We start from the raw sequence: 20,709 nt of genomic DNA, 5'->3' as shown, positions 1-20,709 counted from the left end.
TCGATGCGTGAACGGCCCGGCGTCGGCCTCGGCCTGGCGCTGCTCTCCGCGCTCACCTTCGCCACCTCGGGCACCTTCGCCCGACCGCTGATCACCGGCGACTGGTCCGCCGAGGCCGTGGTGCTCGCCCGGGTCGGCATCGCCGCGCTGGTGCTCGCCGTGCCCGCGCTGCTGGCGCTGCGCGGCCGGTGGCCGGTGCTGCGCCGCAACGCCGGCACGCTCGTGGTGTTCGGGCTGCTCGGGGTGGCCCTGGCCCAGGCCTGCTTCTTCAACGCGGTCCGCTACCTGCCGGTCGGCGTGGCCCTCCTGCTGGAATACCTGGGCATCGTGCTGGTGGTCGGCTGGATGTGGCTGGTCCACGGACAGCGGCCCCGGGCGCTCACCGTGGCCGGTTCCGTGACCGCCCTGTGCGGGCTCGTGTTCGTGCTGGACCTGACCGGTGCCGGCAGCCTCGACCCGGTCGGCGTCCTCTGGGGGCTCGGCGCCGGCGTGGGGCTGGCCGGTTACTTCGTCATCGCCGGCCGCGTCGATCCCGCGCTGCCGTCGGTGGTCATGGCCAGCGGCGGCATGGCCGTCGGCGCCCTGGTGCTGCTCCTGCTCGGGCTGGTCGGGGCGCTCCCGCTGCGCGCCGGCACCGCTGACGTGAGCTTCGCCGGGCACGAGATGAGCTGGCTCGTGCCGATCGCCGGCCTCTCGCTGATCGCCGCGGTGGTCGCCTACCTCACCGGCGTCGCCGGGGCCCGGCTGCTCGGCGCGCGGCTCTCCTCCTTCGTCGGGCTGACCGAGGTCATGTTCGCGGTGCTGATCGCCTGGCTGGTGCTGGACGAGCTGCCGACCGCCGTGCAGTTGCTCGGCGGGGCGCTCATCGTGGCCGGTGTGGCGCTGGTGCGGGTGGACGAGCTGCGCGCGGCCCCCGAGGCCGCCCCGTCCGCCACGGCCGAGCCGGCCCTGGCCGCCGAGCGATGAGCGGACGGCCCTCCGCCGTCGTCTTCGACGCCGACGAGACCCTGGTCGACCTGCGCCCGGCGGTCACCGGCGCGCTGGCGGCCGTACTCGAGGAGATGCGGCGGTGGACCCCGGCGGCGGCCGGCGTGTCGCTCGCGGACCTGGAGGCGGACTGGGGCGCGGTGTTCGGGGCGCTGAGCGCCGCGCCGGTGCAGGAGATCCGGCGGGCGGCCCTGGCCCGGTCCCTGGCCCGCGCCGGCCTGGACGACCACCTGGACGAGTTCGCCGCGCTCTTCTTCGCCCGCCGGTTCGCGCTGACCCGGCCGTATCCGGACGCCCGGCCGGCGCTGGCCGCGCTGCGCCCCCGCCACCTGCTCGGCTTCGCCACCAACGGCAACAGTCGCGCCGAACGTTGCGGGCTGGCCGGCGAGTTCGCCTTCGAGCTGTACGCGCACGAGAACGGCCTGCCCAAGAAGCCGGCGGCGGAGTTCTACGCGGCCGTGGTGGCGGCCGCCGGGCTCCCCGCCGAGCACGTCGTGTACGTGGGGGACTCGCCGGAGCATGACGTGCACGCGGCCCAGCGCGCCGGGCTGCGGGCGATCTGGCTGAACCGGGGCCGCCTGCCCCGCCCGCCGGGGCTCGCTCCCGACGCCGAAGTGTCCACCCTGGCCGAACTGCCCGATGTGCTCGCCCGCCTCGAACCCGCGAAAGCCTGATTGCGGTCTATACCGGACGGCCGTCTGGCGAAAATCCTCTCCCGTGTTGTGGGCCTGTCGGCGTCGTGGTGCGGCGTGGCGGTGTCTGAAGGTCGCGGACACCGCCACTTCGGCGTCGGCCGGGCCTCACGGCCGCCAGCCCCGGGCCACCAGCGACGCGCGGATCTCGCGGACCAGAGCCGGGAACTCCCGGTGCAGACGGCGACCGGTCACGTGCAGCACCAGCCAGCCCGCCGCGACGAGCTGGTCGAGCCGGTAGCGGTCCCGAGTCAGCTGATCCGGGTCGGCGTGCCACTGGCCGTCGTACTCGACGGCGACCCGGAACTGCGGCCAGGCCAGGTCGGGGTGCAGGACAAGACCCGAAGGCCCGCGCACCGGGTGCTGCGCCACCGGGCGGGGCAGGCCGGCCAGCATGAGGCGGACCCGCAGGTGTGACTCGGGCGGGGACTGCGCCCCCGGATCCGCCAGGCCGAACACCCACCGCGCCCGCCGGCCGCCCGGTCGTCCGGCGCTCCGGTCCGCCACGTCCGCCAGATCCGTCCGGCTGACCAGGCCCATCCGGAGCAGGGCGTCGATGATCCCCACGGCCTGCACCGGGTCGGACCAGACCGCCGTCTCCCAGGCGCAGGCCGCCGGAGCGGTACGCAGCAACCTGCCGGCCCCGGCCGACAGGCCGGGCTCGCTGCCCACCCCCACGGGACCACCGAACGCCGATTCGGCAAGCGCCTTCGGCCCGGTGGACGTGCCCTCTCGGGTGGGCATGGTGCGCCACAGGCCGATGCCGTGGCCGTCGCGACCCGGCGTGGTGTTCGCCGAGCCGGTGCTGGGGCGGCCCGGGTCGGCGACCCTTCCGGCCGGGTCGCTCGGGCCGAGGCTGGCCGGGTTGCTCGGGCGGGGGCTGGCGGGGCTGTTCGGGTCGGGGATGGCGCTGGCTGGGCTGTTCGGACCAGGGCCGGGGCTGGCCGAGCATGCTGCGGTGGCCGTCGGGACGAGGAGACCGAGTCGCTCGGGCGACGACGGGGCCTGGTGCACCCGGACGCCGGGCTGGGCATCGGCCCGGACCGTCGCCGGCAGCAGGACGTGCACGTCGTCCCGGAAGCCGGCGGCGTGCTCGACCCCGTGCAGGTACGCCGCCGACGGTCCGGCGAGCAGCGTGCCCGGCGGCAGGCGGAGCAGTGCGCCGCGACAGGCCAGCGCGTGGTCACGATCGAGGCGGGCGTCGGCGTACACGTCCTGCCGGAGCCGGATCCAGGAGGCGCCGCGGAGCTGGTGCCGGGTCAGGAGGCCGCGCCGGATCACGTCCGAGCCGCGGAAGACCTGCCAGGCCAGCTCGTGCGGTCGATGAGGATGAGGTGGCATGCCGACCAGCCTGGCGGCGACGTACCGTCGCGCGGCACCCCTGTGGACAACCCGCGGGCGCCTGCGACCGGCGCCCTGTGGACAACCACGACGGCCCTGGGCCGTTGTGGTAGCGGTAGGTGGCCGACGAACGAGCGGTGCCGCCACCCCACCGCATCGCGACCGTGCACCTGGCTCAGTTGTCGGCCGGAGGGACGGAGATCCCACGACGAGGGTCCTCGCTCGGGCGGGCGCCTCCAAATCGCCGATCGGCGGTGTCCGCTGGCCGCCGATACCGCCACATCGCCGTGCTGGCGCAGGCGAACGCCGGACCGGCGGCGGCCGGCTCAGGACAGCGCCGCGGCGATCGACTCGGCGGCGGCGGCGACCTGTACGCCGACCTCGGTGACGTCCAGTGGGGTCAGCGAGACCACTCCGACGCTCGCCTCCAGCCCCGGCACCCCGAGGACCGGCGCGGCCACCCCGTACGCCCCGGACTGCAGTTCACCGCTCGTGCTCACCGGTGCCGCGGCGCCGGTGCGGCCGGCCAGGATGGCCCGCCCGGCCGCGCCCCGCTCCAACGGGTGCCGCGATCCGGTCCGGTACGCCACGTGGAACGAGGTCCAGCTCGGCTCGACCACCGCGAGGGCGACCCCCTCGCCGCCCTCGACCACGGTCAGGTGGGCCGTCGCGCCGGCCTGCTCGGCGAGCCGGCGCAGTGCGGGCAGTGCCCCCTCGGCGAGCAGCGGCTGGGCGCGCCGGGCCAGGTGCAGCACGCCGGCGCCGAGCCGGAGCCGGCCCTCGCCGTCGCGGCGCAGCATGCCGTGGTCGGTGAGCGCGCCGACCAGCCGGTAGACCGCCGCCCGGCCGACGCCGAGCCGGTTCGCCGCCTCGGTGACGGTCAGCCCGCCCGGCGCGTCGGCGACCAGGTGCAGCAGGCGCAGCCCCCGGTCCAGGGTCTGCGCCGTCTCTCCCGCCCGTGCCGCCGTGTCCACAGCACGCAGCGTACGACCCGGCTCCGGGCTCCTTCGATATGCACGGACGGCTACCCTTGTACGGTGACGCTACGCCTGTATGACACCGCCACCCGTTCGGTGCGGGACTTCGTCCCGCGGGAAGCCGGCAAGGTGGGGGTCTACCTGTGTGGTCTCACCCTCCAGGCTCCGCCGCACATCGGTCACCTTCGTTCCGGTGTCAACTACGACGTGCTGCGCCGGTGGCTCACCGCCTCCGGTTTCGAGGTCACCTTCATCCGTAACCTGACCGACATCGACGACAAGATCCTGGTCAAGGCGACGGAGCAGGGGCGGCCGTTCTGGTCGATCGCGTACGACAACGAGCAGATCCTGGCGGCCTCCTACCGGGCCCTCAACGTGCTGCCCCCGACGTACGAGCCGCGGGCCACCGGGCACATCCCGGAGATGCACGAGCTGATCACCCGGCTGATCGAGACCGGGCACGCCTACCCGGCCACCGACGGCTCCGGCGACGTCTACTTCGACGTGGCCTCCTGGCCGGCCTACGGCTCGCTGTCCGGCCAGTCACCGGACGACATGCAGTCCGCCGGGGACGCCCCCGAGCGGGGCAAGCGCGACCCGCGCGACTTCGCGCTGTGGAAGGGCGCCAAGCCGGAGGAGCCGGCCGACGCCTACTGGCCGTCACCGTGGGGCCGGGGGCGGCCCGGCTGGCACATCGAGTGCTCGGCGATGTGCTGGCGCTACCTGGGGCCGGAGTTCGACATCCACGGCGGCGGGCTCGATCTCACCTTCCCGCACCACGAGAACGAGATCGCCCAGTCCCAGGCCGCCGATCTGCCCTTCGCCCGCTACTGGGTGCATCACGGCCTGCTCGGCATCGGCGGCACCAAGATGGGCAAGTCGCTCGGGAACACCCTCGACCTCGACTACGTGGCGTCCCTCGGGGTGCGCCCGGTGGAGCTGCGCTACTACTACGCCGCCGCCCACTACCGGTCCCGCATCGACTACTCGGAGGACGCCCTGCGCGAGGCCGCGGTCGCGTACCGGCGGATCGAGGGCTTCGTGCAGCGGGCCGCCGAGCGGGTCGGCGCCGGGCACCTCGGCGACCTGCCGGGCGGCTACGTGGCGGCGATGGACGACGACCTCAACACCTCGGCCGCCCTGGCCGTGCTGCACGAAGTGGTCCGCGACGGCAACACGGCGCTGACCGCCGCCGACGATGTGACCGTCCGCACGACGCTCGCCGCCGCCCGGGCGATGCTGGATATCCTCGGTGTCGACCCCCTGGATCCGGCCTGGACCGGCGGCGGCCGCGCGGACGACCTGCGCGGCGTGGTGGACTCCCTGATCGCGCTCGCCCTGGAGCAGCGCGCCCAGGCCCGCACCCGCAAGGACTGGGCCGCCGCCGACGCCGTACGCGACCAGCTCAAGCAGGCCGGCGTGGTCGTCGAGGACACCCCCCAGGGCCCGCGTTGGACTATTGGAGAGCAGGACTGATGGCCGGCAACTCGCAGCGCCGTGGCCGGCGACTGACGCCGAAGGCGGGCGCCCCCAAGGGCTCCGGGGGCAAGAACAAGGACTCCCTCGCCGGGCGGGGCCGCACCCTGCCCGCCGACGAGCGGCCCTGGCACAAGGCCTACTCGGGCACCGAGAAGCTGCCGCAGCGCACCGCCTGGAAGCAGGAGAAGGAGCGCCGCGCGGCCGCCGAGGAGGGGCGCGCCCCCAAGATCGGACAGCCGGGCAGCAAGGACACCACCTGGGGCAAGGGCGGGGGGCGGGGCGTCCCCGCCGCGGCGAAGGGCCGCGGCGGCAAGCCCGCCGGCCGGTCCGGGCCGCGGGTCGCACCCGGCCGCAAGGCGAACCCCGCCAAGGACAGCCCGGAGCTGCTGGTCGGGCGGAACCCGGTGCTGGAGTCGCTGCGCGCCCAGGTGCCGGCGACCGCTCTCTACACGGCCCAGGGCATCGACATCGACGACCGGGTCAACGAGATCGTTCGCACCGCCGCCGACCGGGGCATCGCGATCCTGGAGATCAGCCGGGCCGAGCTGGACCGGATGACCGGCGGCGTGCTGCACCAGGGCGTCGGCCTCCAGGTGCCGCCGTTCGCGTACGAGCCGTTCGAGGACCTGATGGCGGCCTCGCTGGAGCAGGCCGCCCCGCTGCTGGTCGCGCTCGACGGGGTCACCGACCCGCGCAACCTCGGCGCGGTCATCCGGTCGGCCGCCGCGTTCGGCGCGCAGGGTGTCTTCGTACCCGAGCGGCGGGCCGCCGGGATCACCGCGACCGCCTGGCGGACCAGCGCCGGCGCGGCCGCGCGGGTGCCGGTCGCCCAGGTCACCAACCTGACCCGGTCGCTCAAGGCGTGCAAGGACGCCGGCTTCATCGTGGTCGGCCTGGACGCCGACGGGCAGACCGACCTCTACGACCTGGAGGCCGCGGTCGGCCCGCTGGTCGTGGTGGTCGGCTCGGAGGGGCGCGGCCTGTCCCGGCTGGTGGGGGAGACCTGCGACCTGACCGTGAGCATCCCGATGGTCTCCGACGTCGAGTCGCTCAACGCCAGCGTCGCCGCGGCGGTCACCCTCGCCGAGGTCGCCCGCCGCCGTTCGGTCGAGGCGTAACGACGACAACGCGAAAGGGGCGGTCCGCCGTGGCGGGCCGCCCCTTTCTCTGCGTACGTCAGATCCGGTTGCCGGTGGCGGCGTGGAAGACGTGGCTGCGGCCGGTGCGCGGCTTGACGAACACGGTGTCGCCCATGTTCGGCATGGAGCGCCGGTCGGTGCGGACCACGAACCGCTCGTTGTGGCCCTCGAGCGCGGCGTGGCCGTAGACGTTGGCGTCGGAGCCCAGGTCCTCGACCAGCTCGACCACGACCGGCATGCCGCCCTCGGTCGGGCTGACCAGGTCGCAGTCCTCCGGACGGAAGCCGACGGTCACCTTGCCGTCGCCGCCCTCGGCGCGGGCCGCCTCGACCTGCTCGCGGGTCAGCGGCACGTTCAGCTCGGCGAACGCGGCGCCGTTCTCGGTCAGCGGCACGGTCTTGATGTTCATGGCCGGGGAGCCCATGAAGCCCGCGACGAAGACGTTGGCCGGGGTGTCGTAGAGCGCCCGCGGGGTGTCCACCTGCTGGAGGACGCCGTCGAGCATGACCGCGACCCGGTGACCCATGGTCATGGCCTCGACCTGGTCGTGGGTGACGTAGACCGTGGTGACGCCCAGCTTGGCCTGGAGCGACGCGATCTGCGTGCGGGTCTGCACCCGGAGCTTGGCGTCGAGGTTCGACAGCGGCTCGTCCATGAGGAAGACCTGCGGCTCGCGGACGATCGCGCGGCCCATGGCGACACGCTGGCGCTGGCCACCGGAGAGCGCCTTCGGCTTGCGGCTGAGGAACTCCTCCAGCTGGAGCAGCCCGGCCGCCTCCTTGACCCGCCGGTCGATCTCCGACTTCGAGGTCTTGCGCAGCTTGAGGGCGAACGCCATGTTCTCGTACACCGTCATGTGCGGGTAGAGGGCGTAGTTCTGGAAGACCATCGCGATGTCGCGGGCCTTCGGCGGGAGGTGGGTGACGTCCCGGTCGTCGATGTAGATCGCGCCGTCGTCGACGTCCTCCAGGCCGGCGAGCATCCGGAGGCTGGTGGACTTGCCGCAACCCGACGGGCCGACCAGGACGAGGAACTCCCCGTCGCCGATCTGGAGGTCGAGCTGGTTGACCGCGGGGCGTTCGGTGCCCGGGTAGATCCGGGACGCCTTCGCGTAGGTGACCGTAGCCATGGTGAAGCGCTTCCTTTCACCGGCAGGAACGTGCCGGACGATCCGAGTGGAAGGAGCGACCGGCACCCGAGGTGCCGGCCAACGGACGGTCGACCGGGCAGCCGAAGCCAGCCGGAGTGTCGTCCGTGTCACTGCACCGTAAACGTGTTTCGCGAGCCTGCCAAGACAAGGAACGGCCGGTGGGACGGAGTGCATACGCATATCGGTCAGGCGGACACGGCAGGGCATCAATCCCCTCGGCCGAAGGCCCGCACGACCGTCGATCCGTCGGGACGGTGGTCGGGAAATTGACGTTTTCCGTGCTCGGGAGGCCTGCTGAGCGGGATTTCCGGCCGTCAGTCGTTATGCTGACCCCGGCACGCGCCCCTGTAGCTCAGCTGGCCAGAGCACTCGCCTTGTAAGCGAGATGTCGCCGGTTCGATCCCGGCCGGGGGCTCCAATTCCATCGGGCATTTCGCGGCGGTGGCCGTCGCGAGACGGCCCGATGACAGCGAGACGCCGGCGGCTGGCGGGTGTGGGCAGCCGACCTGCCGCCGTGGTGCGGGGTGCACGTGCGGGCAGACGCCTGCCGTTGAGCGCTGTCGGGCGCGACCGGTCGGGCTGGTGAATCCGCCGTCACCGGCAACAACCTGATCGAACAAAGGTGCGACCGGCCGGGTGGCGCCCGCCTGACCGAGCAGGTCTCGAAACCGAGTCGCCCGCTGTGCCAGCACGATAATTTGACGATATGGGCATAACCGGGGGACTCGCATGCGTCTTTCTGGCCGTCATCCTCGGGGCGTTCGTCGTGTACTGGGTTGTGGTTTACGGGTCCGGCTGGAGGCAACCACCATCGCCACCACCGGACGAGCCGAAGTCCCCGGAGCATCCGCCCGGCCATCCCTGATGGCGAGCGACCGATCCTGGCGGATCCTCGTGGACGAGATGGTGCCGGTACGCGGGGTTGCCGGTCACATGAGGGGAGACTAGATCGGCTCAGCCACCTCAGGCGGGTTCGCCGCCGGCGTGCTCGCGCGCGCGTCTGATGCTGGCGATCTCGCCCTTGATCGGCCACCAGTAGAACGGAACGAACGCGGCGAGCACCGCCACGCCGAGAACGGGGTGCCATGCGCCCAGGAGGGTCCCGACGGCGATCCACACGGGTGCCGGCCGGAAGCGCCTGCTGATCGCCGCCGCGCTAGCCGCGTCGGTGTCCGGATCCACGAGGCGGCGGCCGCGCCGCGCGTACTCCCAGATGACGTTGAACAGGATCGCCGCCACCTCGTAGGCGATCCCGTAGAAGAGGACGGCGGTCCGCTGTCCGTGGCCGGACTCGAAGGCGCCGGCCAGCACGGCGGACGCGAACGGCAGGAAGGCGATCTGCATCAGCAGGAGGGTGTTGAAGAGCAGGACCAGCCGATCCGCGGAGCGGATGTGGTCGAACATGACGTGGTGGTTCACCCACATCTGGCCGATGAGCAGGAAGGTCAGGAAGTACGCCGCGTAGGAGGGCCACAGTTCCCGGAGGCCCTGCCAGAGGTGCCGGGTGTCCTCGGGCGGGCGGATCTCCAGGACGAGCAGCGTGACGGCGATGGCGATGACCGCGTCACTGAAGGCGACGACCCGCTTGGGGTCTCGCTCCGCACCGACCGGAGTGCTGCGTCGCTCCTCCCGGTCACCAGCGTCGGAGTTGTTGCCGGGTGCGCGGAACGAGGGCATGCGTTCCGGCTTCCCCGCCGTCATAGGCGACAAACCCCGCCGTCCGGCGCGGACGCCGATCCGGCGGCAGCGCTCAGCCGGCCTCGGGGGAGCCGTCGAGTGGCAGGCGGCGGGGCCGTGTCCGCGCGGGGCGGCGGTGCGTACACCTCCGCCCCGCGCGGGTCGTCGGGTCAGCCCCAGTTCTGCGGGGCCGGCTGCCGCGTCGTGGCGTTGATCCGGTTGAAGAAGTTGGTGGTGGCGATCCAGAGCACGAGCGCCGCCAGTTCCTTCTCGCCGAAGTGCCGGGCCGCCTCGTCCCACACCGCGTCCGGCACGGCGTCACTCCGGTCGGCGAGCCGGGTCGCGTGCTCGGCCAGAGCGAGGGCGGCCCGCTCGGCGTCGGTGAAGTACGGCGTCTCCCGCCAGACGGCCACCGCGAAGAGCCGCTCCTCGGTCTCACCGTTCTTGCGGGCGTTCCGCGCGCCCGAGTCGACGCAGGCGCTGCAGCCGTTGATCTGGCTGGCCCGCAGGTGGACCAGTTCCAGGGTGGTCGCGGGCACGCCTGCCGAGTGCGCCGCCTTGTAGAGGAAGTTGACCGCCTTCACGGCGTCGGGGAGGAGAGCCGCCGGGTTCTGGATGCGAGCCTCGAGAGACATCTTGGGTCCGTCCTGTCCTGTTAGGCTGGCCGGCGTTCGCCGCGCGGCCGCTGTCGTCGTCCGTCACCCGGTTGTCGAGGGCCGGACCGGCGGCGTGACAGATGTGACGGTGGTCACCCGGAGGTCGTGGGGATGGCGAGGCCGTGAGCGACACCGACCTGTTGGTCCGCAGCTTCGAGGAACAGCGCCCCCGCCTGCGGGCGGTGGCCCACCGGATGCTCGGGTCCGCCGCCGAGGCCGAGGACGCCGTGCAGGACACCTGGCTCCGCCTGAGCCGAGCCGACGTCGGCGCCATCGACAATCTGCCCGGGTGGTTGACCACCGCGGTGGGCCGGGTCTGCCTGGACCGGCTGCGCTCGGCCAGTGCGCGGCGCGAGGAGGTCACCGGCGAGGCGGGCGACGAGCCGGCGGGCGAGGCGGTCGGCGGCCGCGACCCGGAGCAGGAGGCGCTGCTCGCCGAGTCGGTCGGCCGGGCGCTGGAGGTGGTGCTGACCACCCTCGGCCCCACCGAGCGGCTGGTGTTCGTGCTGCACGACATGTTCGCCGTCTCCTTCGAGGAGATCGCGCCGGTGGTGGAGCGCAGCACCCCGGCGGTGCGGCAGATCGCCAGCCGGGCCCGCCGCCGGGTGCAGACCCGGTCGGCCGACCCGGTCACCGACCCCGCCCGCCAGCGTCGGGTGGTGGAGGCGTTCCTCGCCGCGTCCCGGGAAGGGCGCTTCGACGACCTGGTCAGCCTCCTCGACCCGTGCGTGGTGCTGCGTGCGGACGCCGCGGCCGTGCGGATGGGTGGCACCGCGGAGGCGCGTGGCTCCTCGGTGGTGGCCGACTTCTTCAACGGCCGGGCCCAGGCCGCCGTCCCCGCGTTCGTGGACGGGCTGCCCGGCGCCGTGGTGGTCGTGGACGGCCGGGTCCGCATCGCGCTCAGCTTCACGGTCACCGACCGGATCATCGGCATCGAGACGGTGGCCGATCCCGAGCAGCTCCGCGCGCTCGAGCTGGTGGTGGGGTGAGCCGGGCCGTCGAGGAGTCGAACCGGGCGATGCTGCGCGCCCGGGACGCCATGGACCGGGCGTACGCGGAGCCGCTCGACGTGCCGGCGCTGGCCCGCATCGCGCACGTCTCGGCGGCGCACTTCATCCGCACCTTCCGGGCCACCTTCGGCGAGACGCCGCACCGCTACCTGCAACGGCGGCGCGTCGAGCGGGCCATGTACCTGCTGGTGCAGACCGACCAGCCGGTCACCGAGATCTGCCACCTGGTCGGCTTCGGCAGCCTCGGCACGTTCAGCCGGACCTTCCGCGACATCGTCGGCGAGTCACCGTCGGCCTACCGGCGTCGCAAGGCGGCGGTGGCGGCGAACGTGCCGAGTTGTTTCACCAAGGCGTGGATGCGGCCGAGCACGACGGCGGGTGAACCCGTCACTTTTGGATAAGCAGCAGGTCAGCGTCCTCCTCTAGCGTTTCAGCCATGACGATGACCTCGATTTCCCGCTCCCAGATCTACGTCCTCGACCAGGACGAGGCGCTCGACTTCTACGTCGGCAAGCTCGGCCTCGAGGTGAACACCGACCAGGACCTCGGCTTCATGCGGTGGCTCACGGTCAACGTGCCGGGCGACCCGGAGCACGAGATCCTGCTGGAGAAGCCCGGGCCGCCGGCCCTCGACCCGGCCACCGCCGAGCGGGTCCGGGAGCTGCTGACCAAGGGCGCCATGAGCGGCTGGCTCTGCCTCACCACGGACGACGCGCGCAAGGCCTTCGAGGACCTGGTGGCCAAGGGCGTGGACGTCACCGACGAGCCGACCGAGCGGCCGTACGGGATCGACTTCGGGATCCGCGACCCCTTCGGCAACCGGATCCGCATCGGTCAGATGAACCCCCGCGCCTGACGAGCGGGCCCACGGGGTCGGGAGCGAGCGGTTAGTCTCGCCTCTCGCCCCGACCCCGGAGGTGCCCCGGATGCCCAGCCGCCTGCTCTACCTGGTCCGCCACGCCGAACAGGACCGGCCGGAAGAGGAGGCGGACACCGGCCTGTCGGCGCGCGGGCGCCGGCAGGCGACGCTGCTGGGCGAGCGTCTGCGCGGCGCCGACTTCGCCGCCGTCCACCACGGGCCGGCACGCCGCGCCGCCGAGACGGCCGCGCTGGTCGCCGCCGCACTGCCGGGTGTTCCCGTGTACGCCGACGACCGGGCCGGGGACCACCTGCCGCACGACACCGATCCGGCCGGCCTGCCCGACCGGTACGCGGAATTCCTCGCCGCGTTCACCGAGCGCGAGCGGGTCGACGGACCGCGCGTGACGGCGGAGGCGGTGGCCCGCTTCGCGACCCCGCCCGACGAGGGCGACGTACGCGAGCTGATCGTCACGCACAACTTCCTGGTCGGGTGGCTGGTCCGCCACGCCCTGGAGGCCCCGGAACGGCGCTGGATCGGTCTGAACCACCAGAACGCCGGCCTGACCGTCATCCGCTACGCCCCGGGCCTCCCGCCGGCGTTGATCGCCCACAACGACGTCGCCCACCTTCCCCCGGAACTCCGCGCCACGGGCCTCCCGGAGCACTACCTCATCTGAGCCCGGTCAGCCCGTGGCGCGCGTGAGCAGGTCGACCACGGCCGACGTGGCGGGCGGCGGGGTGGCGTCCGGCGGGCAGTCCACGTAGCTCGACATGGTCGGGCCGACGGTGAGCCGGTAGCTGAACGCGTCCGCGCACATGGTCGCCGGGATGGTGACGGCGGCCTCGGCGGCCAGCCGCGAGTCGGTGGCGAGGTGCCGCAGCCGATCGAGGTCGGCGTCGCTGAGCCGGCCGGTGCGGGAGGCGCCGGCGCGGTCGACGCGGGTCCACCGGCCGTCGGGCTGCACCGTGACGGTGTCCTGGAGCCCGACGATGCCGCCGGACTTCGTCAGCACCACCGGCACGGCGGTGGTGGGCGCCGGGCCGTCGGTCGCGGCCGCGCCGTCGTCCCGGGCGCAGCCGGCGAGCGGGGCGAGAAGCGCGGCGAGGAGGGTCGCCGCGACGGGGGTGGCTCTCATGCCGATCGGACGCACGGCGGGGCCGCCCGGTTCCGACACGCTCCGTCGCATCGTCCGAACGGACAGTGTCTCCGGCAGGAAAGCGCTCGCACCCTTTCACGTTCTTCGATGTATCGCTATATCTACATCAGTGACTACCCCCGTCACAACTTCCCCCTCCAGGAGGGCCCGTGAAAAGAACCCTCGCCGCCGTCAGCGCAGCGCTGCTCACCAGCGGCGTGCTGGCCTGCGTCACCACCACGGCGCACGCGGCAACCCCGAGCGCCCCGTCCCCCGAGTCCGCCGCAACCCGGGCGGAGAGCCTGCTCCGCGCCAACCCCGGTGCCGTCCAGGGCGCCAGCGGGGAGACGTACCAGGCCGTCCGCACCCGCGTGGACTCCTCCGGGGCCACCCACACCCGTTACACCCGGACCTACCACGGCCTGCGCGTCTACGGCGGTGACTTCGTCATCCACACCGCCCCGAACGGCACGCTGGCCGGCACCTCGGTCGGCCTCGCCGCACCGCTCACGCTGGGCACCACCGCCAAGGTGAGCGCGGCCGCGGCCAGGGCCAGCGCGCGCAAGGCGTTCTCCGGCTCGCTCACCTCGGTGGGTGCCCCGGAGCTCTTCGTCGACGCGAGCTCGGGCCGCGGGCGGCTGGCCTGGGAGACGGTCGCCACCGGCTGGCAGGCGGACAAGCAGACGCCCTCGAAGCTGCACGTCCTCACGGACGCGACCACGGGCGCGGTGATCGGCTCCTACGACGAGATCGTGACGGTGGTCGGCAGCGGCCAGGGCATCTACACCGGCACGGTCAGCATCGACACGACGCTCTCCGGCAGCACCTACCAGATGGTGGACCCGTCGCACGGCAACGGCCGGACCTGCGACATGAACAACACCACCGGAGGCACCTGCACCACCTTCACCGACCCCGACAACAACTGGGGCAGCGGCACCAACTCGAACCGGCAGTCGGCCGGCGTCGACGCGCACTTCGGGGCCGCGAAGACGTTCGACTACTTCAAGAACGTCCACGGCCGCAACGGCATCTTCGGCAACGGCTCGGGCGTGCCGAGCCGCGTGCACTACGGCAGCAACTACGTCAACGCCTTCTGGGACGGGTCCCAGATGACCTACGGCGACGGCTCGGGCAACTCCCGCCCGCTGGTCTCGCTGGACGTCGCCGGCCACGAGATGAGCCACGGCGTCACCGAGGCGCTCTCCGGCCTCGTCTACTCCGGTGAGCCGGGCGGCCTCAACGAGGCCACCAGCGACATCTTCGGCAACATGGTGGAGTTCTACGCCGCGGCGCCGAGCGACCCGGGTGACTACCAGGTCGGCGAGAAGATCAACATCAACGGCAACGGTACGCCGCTGCGCTACATGTACAACCCGTCGCTGGACGGCTCGTCCGACTCCTGCTGGAGCACCAGCACGAAGAACAAGGACGTGCACTACTCGTCCGGCGTGGCCAACCACTTCTACTTCAACCTGGCCGAGGGCACCGGCTCCACCGCGTACGGCACGTCGCCGGTCTGCGGCTCGGCGCCGGCCGTGACCGGCATCGGTCGCGCCAAGGCCGAGAAGATCTGGTACCGGGCGCTCGACGTGTACTTCACCTCGAACACCTCGTACGTCAACACCACCACCCCGTCCAACACCGCCCGGGCCTACACCCTCAAGGCGGCGACCGACCTGTACGGCAACTGCTCCACCGAGTACAAGACCGTCCAGGCGGCGTGGACCGCGGTGAACGTGGCCGGCAACGACGCGCCCTGCGGCTCCACCGGCAACGACTTCTCCGTCTCGCTCTCCCCGACCTCCGGCTCGGTGACGGCGGGCGGTTCCGTCTCCACCACCGTCGCCACCGCCACCACCAGCGGGACCGCGCAGACCGTGACGTTCTCCGCCTCGGGCCTGCCGGGCGGCGCCACCGCGTCGTTCAGCCCGTCCTCGGTGACCTCGGGCGGCTCGTCCACGCTCACCATCACCACGTCGGCGAGCACCCCGTCCGGCACCTACTCGGTGACCGTCACGGGCGCCGGCTCGGTGAGCCACTCGGCAACCTACACGCTGACCGTGAACGGCACCGGCGGTGGCTGCACGGGCGCCGGCCAGAAGCTGGGCAACCCGGGCTTCGAGTCGGGCAACACGGTGTGGTCGTCGAGTTCGGGTGTGATCGGGCAGTACGGCTCCTCCGGCCAGCCGCCACGTAGCGGCACGTGGAACGCGTGGCTCGACGGCTACGGCAGCACCCACACCGACACGCTGTCGCAGTCGGTGAGCCTGCCGGCCGGCTGCACCTCCTACACCTTCACGTTCTGGCTGCACATCGACTCGGCCGAGACCACCAGCAGCGTCCAGTACGACAAGCTGACCGCGCAGGTGCTCAACTCCTCCGGCAGCGTGCTGGCCACCCTGGGCACCTGGTCGAACCTGAACAAGGCCAGCGGCTACAGCCAGAAGTCCTTCTCCCTGGCCGCGTACGCCGGCCAGACCGTCACCCTGAAGTTCACCGGCACCGAGGACTCCTCGCTGCAGACCTCATTCGTCATCGACGACACCGCGGTCAACGTCTCCTGACCTGACCGCCCGATCCCGGGGCCCGGCGGCCACCCCACGCGGGTGGTCACCGGGCCCCGCCCGTTACGGTCGGAGCCATGTCCGACGCGGAACTGACCGTCACGGTCGACGGCCCGGTGGCGACCGTCGTCATCCGGAACCCGGCCCGCCGCAACGCCATGACGCCGGCCATGTGGCGGCAACTCCCGGTGCTGCTCGACGGCCTGGAGGCCGACCCGGCGGTGCGTGTTCTCGTGCTCACCGGAGGCGGCGGCACCTTCTGCGCCGGCGCCGACCTGGGCGACCTGGACGAGCTGCTGGAGGCCGGGGACGGCAGCATCGCCGTGGCCGCCGAGGAGCGGCTGGCCGCGTTCGGCCGGCCCACCGTGGCCGCGATCGAGGGCGCCTGCGTCGGCGGCGGCTGCCAGCTCGCCGTCGCCTGCGACCTGCGCATCGCCGCGGCGGACGCCCGGTTCGGCGTACCCCCGGCGCGGCTGGGGCTGGTCTATCCGGCGCCGACCACCCGGCGGCTGGCCCGGCTGGTCGGGCCGTCCGCGGCCAAGCACCTGCTGTTCACGAGCGAGCTGGTCGACGCCGAGCGGGCGCTGCGGATCGGGCTGGTCGACGAGGTGCTGCCGGCTGACGGGCTCGCGGCCCGGGTGGCGGCGCTGACCGGCGCCATCGCCGAGCGTTCGCGGCTCACCGTGGCGGCGGCCAAGGAGATCGTCGACGGGCGCGCCGACGCCGACCGGATCGCCTGGTGGCACGCGCAGGTCCGGGAGAGCGGCGAGGCCCGCGAGGGGATCGCGGCGGTGACGGAACGCCGGCCGCCGCACTTCGGCTGGACCCCGCCGGCCGCCGGCTGACGGTCGTTTGATCGGCACCCCTCGGCGGGTACGTCCCGACCCGTCGATCGGGGGGCCATCATGGACGGTGCGCGGGAGCGCCGGGAGATTCGCCGGGGGCGTCGACGGTTCCGGCTGCTGCTCGTCGGGACGGTGGTGGTCTTCGCACTGGTGTCGCTGCTGGTGGGGCTGCTGGCAGGCGGCTTCCGGGCGCGCTGGCTGGAACGTGGCGACCCGCCGGGTTGGGTGGAGAACACCGGCGTGGTCCTGGCCGTGTCGGGTCTGGTGGCCGAGGTGGCCGCGGTGGTGTGGATGGTCCGGAGCGGCGGCTACCGGGCCGATCGGGAGTCCCGGCTCTGGACGCTGAGCTGGGGCCGTCGCCGTGCGCTTGCACAGGCGGTCCGCCGTGGGGTGGTGGGCTCCCCGGACGACCTGCCGTGGCTGCGGACGACGGCCGCGCAGATGGTTCGCCAACGACGGTACGTCCTGCTGCTGGGTGGCCTGACGACGATGAACCTCGGCCAGGCGCTGCTCAGCTTCGCCCCGGCCTGGCTGGTCGTGCTCGGCATCACGGTGATGATGTTCGGTCTCAGCTGCTGGCAGCTCCTCCGCGACGCGCGTCGCGCCGAGGCGTTCCTGCGGACGCATCCCGCCGATCCGGCAGTCACCACGCCAACCGGCTCCCGCTGACGAGTGGGAGCTGGCGGTGGGGCCGGCGGGCGCCGCGCCGGAGGCGTACCTCCGACGCGACCCCCTGTGCCCGCCGGCCGTCCGTCACCGCGCCAGCACGGCCCAGCTCGGCGTCACCGGCTCCCGCCGCAGCGGCATGCCCGCCTCGGCCGGGGTCCGGTCGCCCTTGCGCTGGTTGCACCCGTAGCAGGCGGCGGTGGTGTTCCCCCAGGTGTTCCGGCCACCGCGCGAGCGGGGCAGGATGTGGTCGATCGTGCTGGCCGGGCCGTCGCAGTACGCGCACCGCCGGCCGTCGCGGCGCAGCACCCCGCCCCGGGACCAGGCCGGGCCGGCGTTGAACCGCCAGCGGGTCACCACGTACCGGACGAGGCGGACCACCCGCGGCATGGGGAAGACCCCGATGACCTGGTCCGGCTCGGCCTCGTGGATCTCGGCGACCCGCCGGCAGAGCATCCGGATCGCGTGCTGGACGGTGACCCGGTGCAGCGGGCCGAGGTCGGCGTTGATGACGAGGACGGCGTCCACCGGGCTCTCCCTTCACGATCGTGGTTACGGCATCGGTGGTACGGCAGCAAAAAGCCGCCCGGTCCGGTGTGGACGGGCGGCGGCGACGTGGACGCGCGGGCGCGTTCAGTCGGGCCACCCGGCACGGGGACCTTCGGCTCGGCAACCGTCGCTGAGCAGCCACGACGGCATCGTGGTGGCGTGGCGCAGCGACATCGACGGCTCCCGGAGCGGTGGTTGACCTTGCGCGCTCACGGTAGATCCACGCCGGAAACGTGAGCAACGTATTTCGATCCGCCGTCGGACGGGGGCCGTGGCCGGGCGGTCCGGCCGGCCGCCCGCGCCGCGCTGAGCGGCCGGCCGATCCGGGCACCCATCTGCACCACCAGCTCGCTCTCCAGCAGCGGCCGGTTCACCTCGGCGGCCACCGACAGGGCCGGCGTGGACACCGACCGCCAGATGGCGGTCAGCCCGGCGCCCAGGCCGACCAGGGCCACGGCCGCCCGGGTGGTCGGGGAACCGGCCGCCGCGGCGGCGCTCACCCCGACGACCGCCACCAGCACCACCAGCAGGGGTACGAGCACCGGCCAGAAGATCCCCCGGGCCGCCTGCACCACCAGCTTCCGGTCCCTGATGATCACGTTCCGGGCCACCACCGCCCAGTTCTCCTCGTCCAGCAGGTCGCGCGGATGCAGGCCGCCGGTGAGCACGCCCCGCCACAGCTCGCCCTGGTTGGGCAGCTCACGGGCCAGCTCCGTCAGCCCGGCCTCGCCCGGGTCGCCGACCGCGGCCCGGGTGACCGCCGCCGCCCAGGCGGCCAGGGAGTGGCGGACCACCGCCGCCGAGTACGGGGGCAGCACGGTGGCCAGCTCGTCGAGCCACCGGCTGAGCTGGATCTGCCGCCCGCCGAACCGCCCGGCCACCTGGTCGGCGTCGCCGCGCCGGGCCGTGTCGGCGAGCGACCGGCCGAGCCGGTACGCCAGCCCGATCCGGTGGTTGGTGGCCATCGTCCAGCGCAGCACGTCCACGTTCAGCTCGTCGAGGGCGAGCAGCAGCGGTTCGCGATCCGCCCCGGCGGCGGCCCGGGCGGTGGCGGTGGACGGGAGCGTCCGGCCCGGCGCGGTGAGTGCGGCGATCTGGGCGAGCGCCACCTCCACCCCGTCCAGGTTCATTCGCAGCCGGAGCCGTCCCGGCATCTCGGTGACGTTGGAGAGCTTCGGCGGGGCGGCGGCGGGCCGGTCGGCGCCGTCGGCCAGGTCGGCGGTCTGCGCGTGGTGATAGGTGTCCGCCATCGACCAGCCCAGTCGCAGTGCGGTGACGACGCACGCCCGCTCGTCGCGGAGCAGCCCGTAGGCGTCGTCCCGCTCGTCGTGCACCCGCACCGCCGTGTTCACCCTCCCGACCTCCCGTGCCGACGGAGTCAGTCGAGCGTAGTGCAGCTTTTGCGGCCTTATGACCGGTTTCGGATCAATGCCGCCCGGCCAGCAGGCCGCGCGGGCGGACCGAGTGGACCGGCTCGGCCGCCGCCCCCTCCGCCCGAAGGATGTGGTTGGCGGCCACGATCCCGGTCGCCGCCGACCGTTCCATGAGCGCGCTCGGGAACTCGGTCCGGATCCCGTCGCCGGCCAGGTAGAGCCCGGCCGCGTCGGTGCGTACCCCCGGCCGCCACGCGTGGCTGCCCGGGGTGAACGCGGGGGCCTGCGCCTCGACCCGGGCACGCAGCGCGCGCACCCGCAGGCCGGCCGCCTCCGGCCACAACGCCGCCAGCTCCACGCGCATCCGCTCGGCCAGCTCCTCGGCCGGCACGTCCGGCTCGCAGGCGTACGCGTGCAGCTCCACCACCGAGCCGCCGGTCCGTCGCGCCCAGCGCCGCGGCTCGTCCTCCAGCCGGTGGTAGAGGGTCACCGAGTCCAGCGTGGCCTGCCGCGACACCCCGCTGAACACCGCCCGGTCCGGCCGCACGTCGCCGTCCAGCCAGTAGCGCGCCACCGCGTACGGCGGGCCGGGCCGGCCGAACGCCGGGATCCGCGCCACCAGCCCGGGGGCCGCCGCGAGCAGGCCGGGAGAGGCGGCGACCAGCGCGGCGAGCGCGGGCGGGTCGACGGCGAGCACCACGTGCCCGGCCTCGTGCGCGTCCCCGCCGGCGGTGGTCACCCGCCAGCCACCGGGTGTCCGGTCCAGCCGTGCGGCGGCCGTGCCGGTGCGCACCCGGGCGCCGTGCCGTTCGACGTGCCGGGTGAGCGGCTCCCAGATCGCCGTGGCGTAGTCCCGGTCCGGGCAGTCGAAGGCCAGCCCCTCCGGGTTACCGAGCAGGTAGAAGTGGAACTGGGCGATCATCTCGGCGGCCGACATCTCGGCCTCGTGGTTGAAGAACGAGTGCGAGAAGACCTCGAACAGCATGGCGCGGGCCCGGTCGGGCAGCCGCAGCGAGGTGAGCAGCTCGTCGGCGGTGCGGGTGTCGAACTCGGCGTAGGTGCGCACCGGGTCGTAGGCCAGCAGCGGCAGCGCGGCGTCCCGGTCCATGGCCCGCAGGTCGGCCAGGCGCAGGCTCGGGCTGCGCAGCAGCAGGGCCAGCAGGTTGGCCGGCGGCGCGGGCGGCAGCCGCCCGAACTCCTCCGCCGGCCACTCGGCGGAGAGGATCGGGTAGCCGGGGACCGGCCTGAGGAAGTTCAGGGCCGGGTCGGCCCGGCGCAGGATGTTCCGCCAGTTCCAGTACTGCCGGAAGAAGGCGTGGAAGCCGTGCTCGTTGCGCTGGACGCCGTGCGGCAGCTCCTCCGGCCAGGCGCCGAGCCGGCCGCCCAGGTGCGGCGCCGCCTCCAGCACGGTCACCTCGACGCCGCGTTCGGCCAGCACCACGGCCGCCGACATGCCGGCGATGCCACCGCCGACCACCACGGCCCGCACCGGGCGCGGCACGCGCGGGGCGCCACCGCCGCCGGGGTCCACCACCTGCCGGCGTACGCCGATGAGCCGACCGGCCACTCGCGACAGTGCCACGCGCACCTCCGCCCGACGGGTG

General features: G+C 73.4%; 20 protein-coding genes and 1 tRNA gene. 12 read left to right on the top strand and 9 right to left on the bottom strand.

Annotated features, from left to right (window positions below; translation table 11 throughout):
- Window positions 1-3: 3 nt before the first annotated feature.
- The gene (locus GCE86_RS23640) at window positions 4-966 is read left to right on the top strand and encodes an EamA family transporter (RefSeq protein ID WP_154228959.1); all 963 of its coding nucleotides are present in this window, start codon (window positions 4-6) and stop codon (window positions 964-966) included.
- Complete coding sequence (locus tag GCE86_RS23635) at window positions 963-1,661, top strand: HAD family hydrolase (protein ID WP_154228958.1); 699 nt, start codon at window positions 963-965, stop codon at window positions 1,659-1,661. Before GCE86_RS23640 ends, GCE86_RS23635 begins: the two co-directional genes overlap by 4 nt.
- A 126-nt stretch (window positions 1,662-1,787) precedes the next feature.
- Here GCE86_RS23635 and GCE86_RS23630 read toward each other — a convergent pair whose 3' ends face one another.
- The gene (locus GCE86_RS23630; RefSeq protein ID WP_154228957.1) at window positions 1,788-3,020 is read right to left on the bottom strand and encodes a hypothetical protein; all 1,233 of its coding nucleotides are present in this window, start codon (window positions 3,018-3,020) and stop codon (window positions 1,788-1,790) included.
- Between the two features lie 326 nt (window positions 3,021-3,346).
- Window positions 3,347-3,994, bottom strand: a complete 648-nt coding sequence (locus tag GCE86_RS23625) for an IclR family transcriptional regulator (RefSeq protein ID WP_154228956.1) — start codon at window positions 3,992-3,994, stop codon at window positions 3,347-3,349.
- A 63-nt stretch (window positions 3,995-4,057) separates the two neighbouring features.
- On the opposite strand from GCE86_RS23625, the gene cysS reads away from it, so the two are divergent.
- Window positions 4,058-5,473: a cysteine--tRNA ligase gene (gene cysS / locus GCE86_RS23620; RefSeq protein ID WP_154228955.1), complete on the top strand. Its 1,416-nt coding sequence runs from the start codon at window positions 4,058-4,060 to the stop codon at window positions 5,471-5,473.
- Window positions 5,473-6,594 carry a 23S rRNA (guanosine(2251)-2'-O)-methyltransferase RlmB gene (gene rlmB, locus GCE86_RS23615; RefSeq protein WP_154228954.1) on the top strand — a complete coding sequence of 374 codons (1,122 nt, stop codon included), beginning with the start codon at window positions 5,473-5,475 and terminating at the stop codon, window positions 6,592-6,594. Before cysS ends, rlmB begins: the two co-directional genes overlap by 1 nt.
- 58 nt (window positions 6,595-6,652) lie before the next feature.
- On the opposite strand, the gene GCE86_RS23610 is transcribed toward rlmB, so the two are convergent.
- Complete coding sequence (locus tag GCE86_RS23610) at window positions 6,653-7,744, bottom strand: ABC transporter ATP-binding protein (protein ID WP_091317264.1); 1,092 nt, start codon at window positions 7,742-7,744, stop codon at window positions 6,653-6,655.
- Window positions 7,745-8,106: 362 nt separating this feature from the next.
- Here GCE86_RS23610 and GCE86_RS23605 point away from each other — a divergent pair.
- Window positions 8,107-8,183 (top strand) — tRNA-Thr (locus GCE86_RS23605).
- 545 nt (window positions 8,184-8,728) lie between these two features.
- Here GCE86_RS23605 and GCE86_RS23600 read toward each other — a convergent pair.
- Both GCE86_RS23600 and GCE86_RS23595 read right to left on the bottom strand, forming a co-directional pair.
- A complete protein-coding gene (locus tag GCE86_RS23600) occupies window positions 8,729-9,442 on the bottom strand; it encodes a TMEM175 family protein (RefSeq protein ID WP_204343182.1) in 714 nt (237 codons plus the stop codon).
- A 170-nt stretch (window positions 9,443-9,612) separates the two neighbouring features.
- Window positions 9,613-10,077 (bottom strand): carboxymuconolactone decarboxylase family protein, encoded by a 465-nt coding sequence (locus GCE86_RS23595; protein WP_154228953.1) that lies wholly within the window; start codon window positions 10,075-10,077, stop codon window positions 9,613-9,615.
- A gap of 143 nt (window positions 10,078-10,220) precedes the next feature.
- On the opposite strand from GCE86_RS23595, the gene GCE86_RS23590 reads away from it, so the two are divergent.
- The 4 genes from GCE86_RS23590 to GCE86_RS23575 all read left to right on the top strand — a co-directional run bounded on the left by GCE86_RS23590 (window position 10,221) and on the right by GCE86_RS23575 (window position 12,646).
- Window positions 10,221-11,087 carry a sigma-70 family RNA polymerase sigma factor gene (locus GCE86_RS23590; RefSeq protein WP_208818041.1) on the top strand — a complete coding sequence of 289 codons (867 nt, stop codon included), beginning with the start codon at window positions 10,221-10,223 and terminating at the stop codon, window positions 11,085-11,087.
- On the top strand, window positions 11,084-11,509 hold the full coding sequence (locus GCE86_RS23585; RefSeq protein WP_208818040.1) for a helix-turn-helix domain-containing protein: 426 nt from the start codon (window positions 11,084-11,086) through the stop codon (window positions 11,507-11,509). Before GCE86_RS23590 ends, GCE86_RS23585 begins: the two co-directional genes overlap by 4 nt.
- Window positions 11,510-11,544: 35 nt before the next feature.
- Window positions 11,545-11,964: a VOC family protein gene (locus tag GCE86_RS23580; RefSeq protein WP_154228952.1), complete on the top strand. Its 420-nt coding sequence runs from the start codon at window positions 11,545-11,547 to the stop codon at window positions 11,962-11,964.
- 70 nt (window positions 11,965-12,034) lie between these two features.
- Entirely contained in the window at window positions 12,035-12,646 is a 612-nt protein-coding gene (locus GCE86_RS23575) for a histidine phosphatase family protein (RefSeq protein ID WP_154228951.1), read from the top strand.
- 6 nt (window positions 12,647-12,652) lie between these two features.
- Here GCE86_RS23575 and GCE86_RS23570 read toward each other — a convergent pair whose 3' ends face one another.
- Window positions 12,653-13,105: a protealysin inhibitor emfourin gene (locus tag GCE86_RS23570; protein ID WP_154228950.1), complete on the bottom strand. Its 453-nt coding sequence runs from the start codon at window positions 13,103-13,105 to the stop codon at window positions 12,653-12,655.
- A gap of 170 nt (window positions 13,106-13,275) precedes the next feature.
- Here GCE86_RS23570 and GCE86_RS23565 point away from each other — a divergent pair, with 170 nt between their 5' ends.
- The 3 genes from GCE86_RS23565 (at window position 13,276) to GCE86_RS23555 (ending at window position 17,186) form a co-directional block, all read left to right on the top strand.
- Window positions 13,276-15,672: a M4 family metallopeptidase gene (locus GCE86_RS23565; RefSeq protein ID WP_154228949.1), complete on the top strand. Its 2,397-nt coding sequence runs from the start codon at window positions 13,276-13,278 to the stop codon at window positions 15,670-15,672.
- A 77-nt stretch (window positions 15,673-15,749) separates the two neighbouring features.
- Window positions 15,750-16,517, top strand: coding sequence for an enoyl-CoA hydratase/isomerase family protein (locus tag GCE86_RS23560; protein ID WP_154228948.1), 768 nt, complete (start codon window positions 15,750-15,752; stop codon window positions 16,515-16,517).
- A gap of 60 nt (window positions 16,518-16,577) precedes the next feature.
- A complete protein-coding gene (locus GCE86_RS23555) occupies window positions 16,578-17,186 on the top strand; it encodes a hypothetical protein (RefSeq protein WP_154228947.1) in 609 nt (202 codons plus the stop codon).
- An 84-nt stretch (window positions 17,187-17,270) separates the two neighbouring features.
- On the opposite strand, the gene GCE86_RS23550 is transcribed toward GCE86_RS23555, so the two are convergent.
- The 3 genes from GCE86_RS23550 to GCE86_RS23540 all read right to left on the bottom strand — a co-directional run bounded on the left by GCE86_RS23550 (window position 17,271) and on the right by GCE86_RS23540 (window position 20,687).
- Window positions 17,271-17,711, bottom strand: coding sequence for an HNH endonuclease (locus tag GCE86_RS23550; protein ID WP_154228946.1), 441 nt, complete (start codon window positions 17,709-17,711; stop codon window positions 17,271-17,273).
- 230 nt (window positions 17,712-17,941) lie between these two features.
- Window positions 17,942-19,084, bottom strand: a complete 1,143-nt coding sequence (locus GCE86_RS23545) for a hypothetical protein (protein WP_154228945.1) — start codon at window positions 19,082-19,084, stop codon at window positions 17,942-17,944.
- Window positions 19,085-19,157: 73 nt separating this feature from the next.
- A complete protein-coding gene (locus GCE86_RS23540; RefSeq protein WP_154228944.1) occupies window positions 19,158-20,687 on the bottom strand; it encodes an FAD-dependent oxidoreductase in 1,530 nt (509 codons plus the stop codon).
- Window positions 20,688-20,709 lie beyond the last annotated feature (22 nt).

It is taken from the genome of Micromonospora terminaliae, assembly GCF_009671205.1.
In the GTDB taxonomy this organism is placed as follows: domain Bacteria; phylum Actinomycetota; class Actinomycetes; order Mycobacteriales; family Micromonosporaceae; genus Micromonospora; species Micromonospora terminaliae.
Note: the sequence above shows the minus strand (reverse complement) of the source record. Positions and strands in the feature narration are given on the sequence as shown.

Bases quoted from the DNA above. Each gene is read 5' to 3' on its own strand.
- GCE86_RS23630 (WP_154228957.1), bottom strand. From the start codon at position 3,020: ATGCCACCTCATCCTCATCGACCGCACGAGCTGGCCTGGCAGGTCTTC.
- GCE86_RS23560 (WP_154228948.1), top strand. From the start codon at position 15,750: ATGTCCGACGCGGAACTGACCGTCACGGTCGACGGCCCGGTGGCGACC.
- GCE86_RS23555 (WP_154228947.1), top strand. From the start codon at position 16,578: ATGGACGGTGCGCGGGAGCGCCGGGAGATTCGCCGGGGGCGTCGACGG.
- GCE86_RS23570 (WP_154228950.1), bottom strand. From the start codon at position 13,105: ATGAGAGCCACCCCCGTCGCGGCGACCCTCCTCGCCGCGCTTCTCGCC.
- rlmB (WP_154228954.1), top strand. From the start codon at position 5,473: ATGGCCGGCAACTCGCAGCGCCGTGGCCGGCGACTGACGCCGAAGGCG.
- GCE86_RS23575 (WP_154228951.1), top strand. From the start codon at position 12,035: ATGCCCAGCCGCCTGCTCTACCTGGTCCGCCACGCCGAACAGGACCGG.
- GCE86_RS23610 (WP_091317264.1), bottom strand. From the start codon at position 7,744: ATGGCTACGGTCACCTACGCGAAGGCGTCCCGGATCTACCCGGGCACC.
- GCE86_RS23595 (WP_154228953.1), bottom strand. From the start codon at position 10,077: ATGTCTCTCGAGGCTCGCATCCAGAACCCGGCGGCTCTCCTCCCCGAC.
- GCE86_RS23635 (WP_154228958.1), top strand. From the start codon at position 963: ATGAGCGGACGGCCCTCCGCCGTCGTCTTCGACGCCGACGAGACCCTG.
- GCE86_RS23600 (WP_204343182.1), bottom strand. From the start codon at position 9,442: ATGCCCTCGTTCCGCGCACCCGGCAACAACTCCGACGCTGGTGACCGG.
- GCE86_RS23580 (WP_154228952.1), top strand. From the start codon at position 11,545: ATGACGATGACCTCGATTTCCCGCTCCCAGATCTACGTCCTCGACCAG.
- GCE86_RS23640 (WP_154228959.1), top strand. From the start codon at position 4: ATGCGTGAACGGCCCGGCGTCGGCCTCGGCCTGGCGCTGCTCTCCGCG.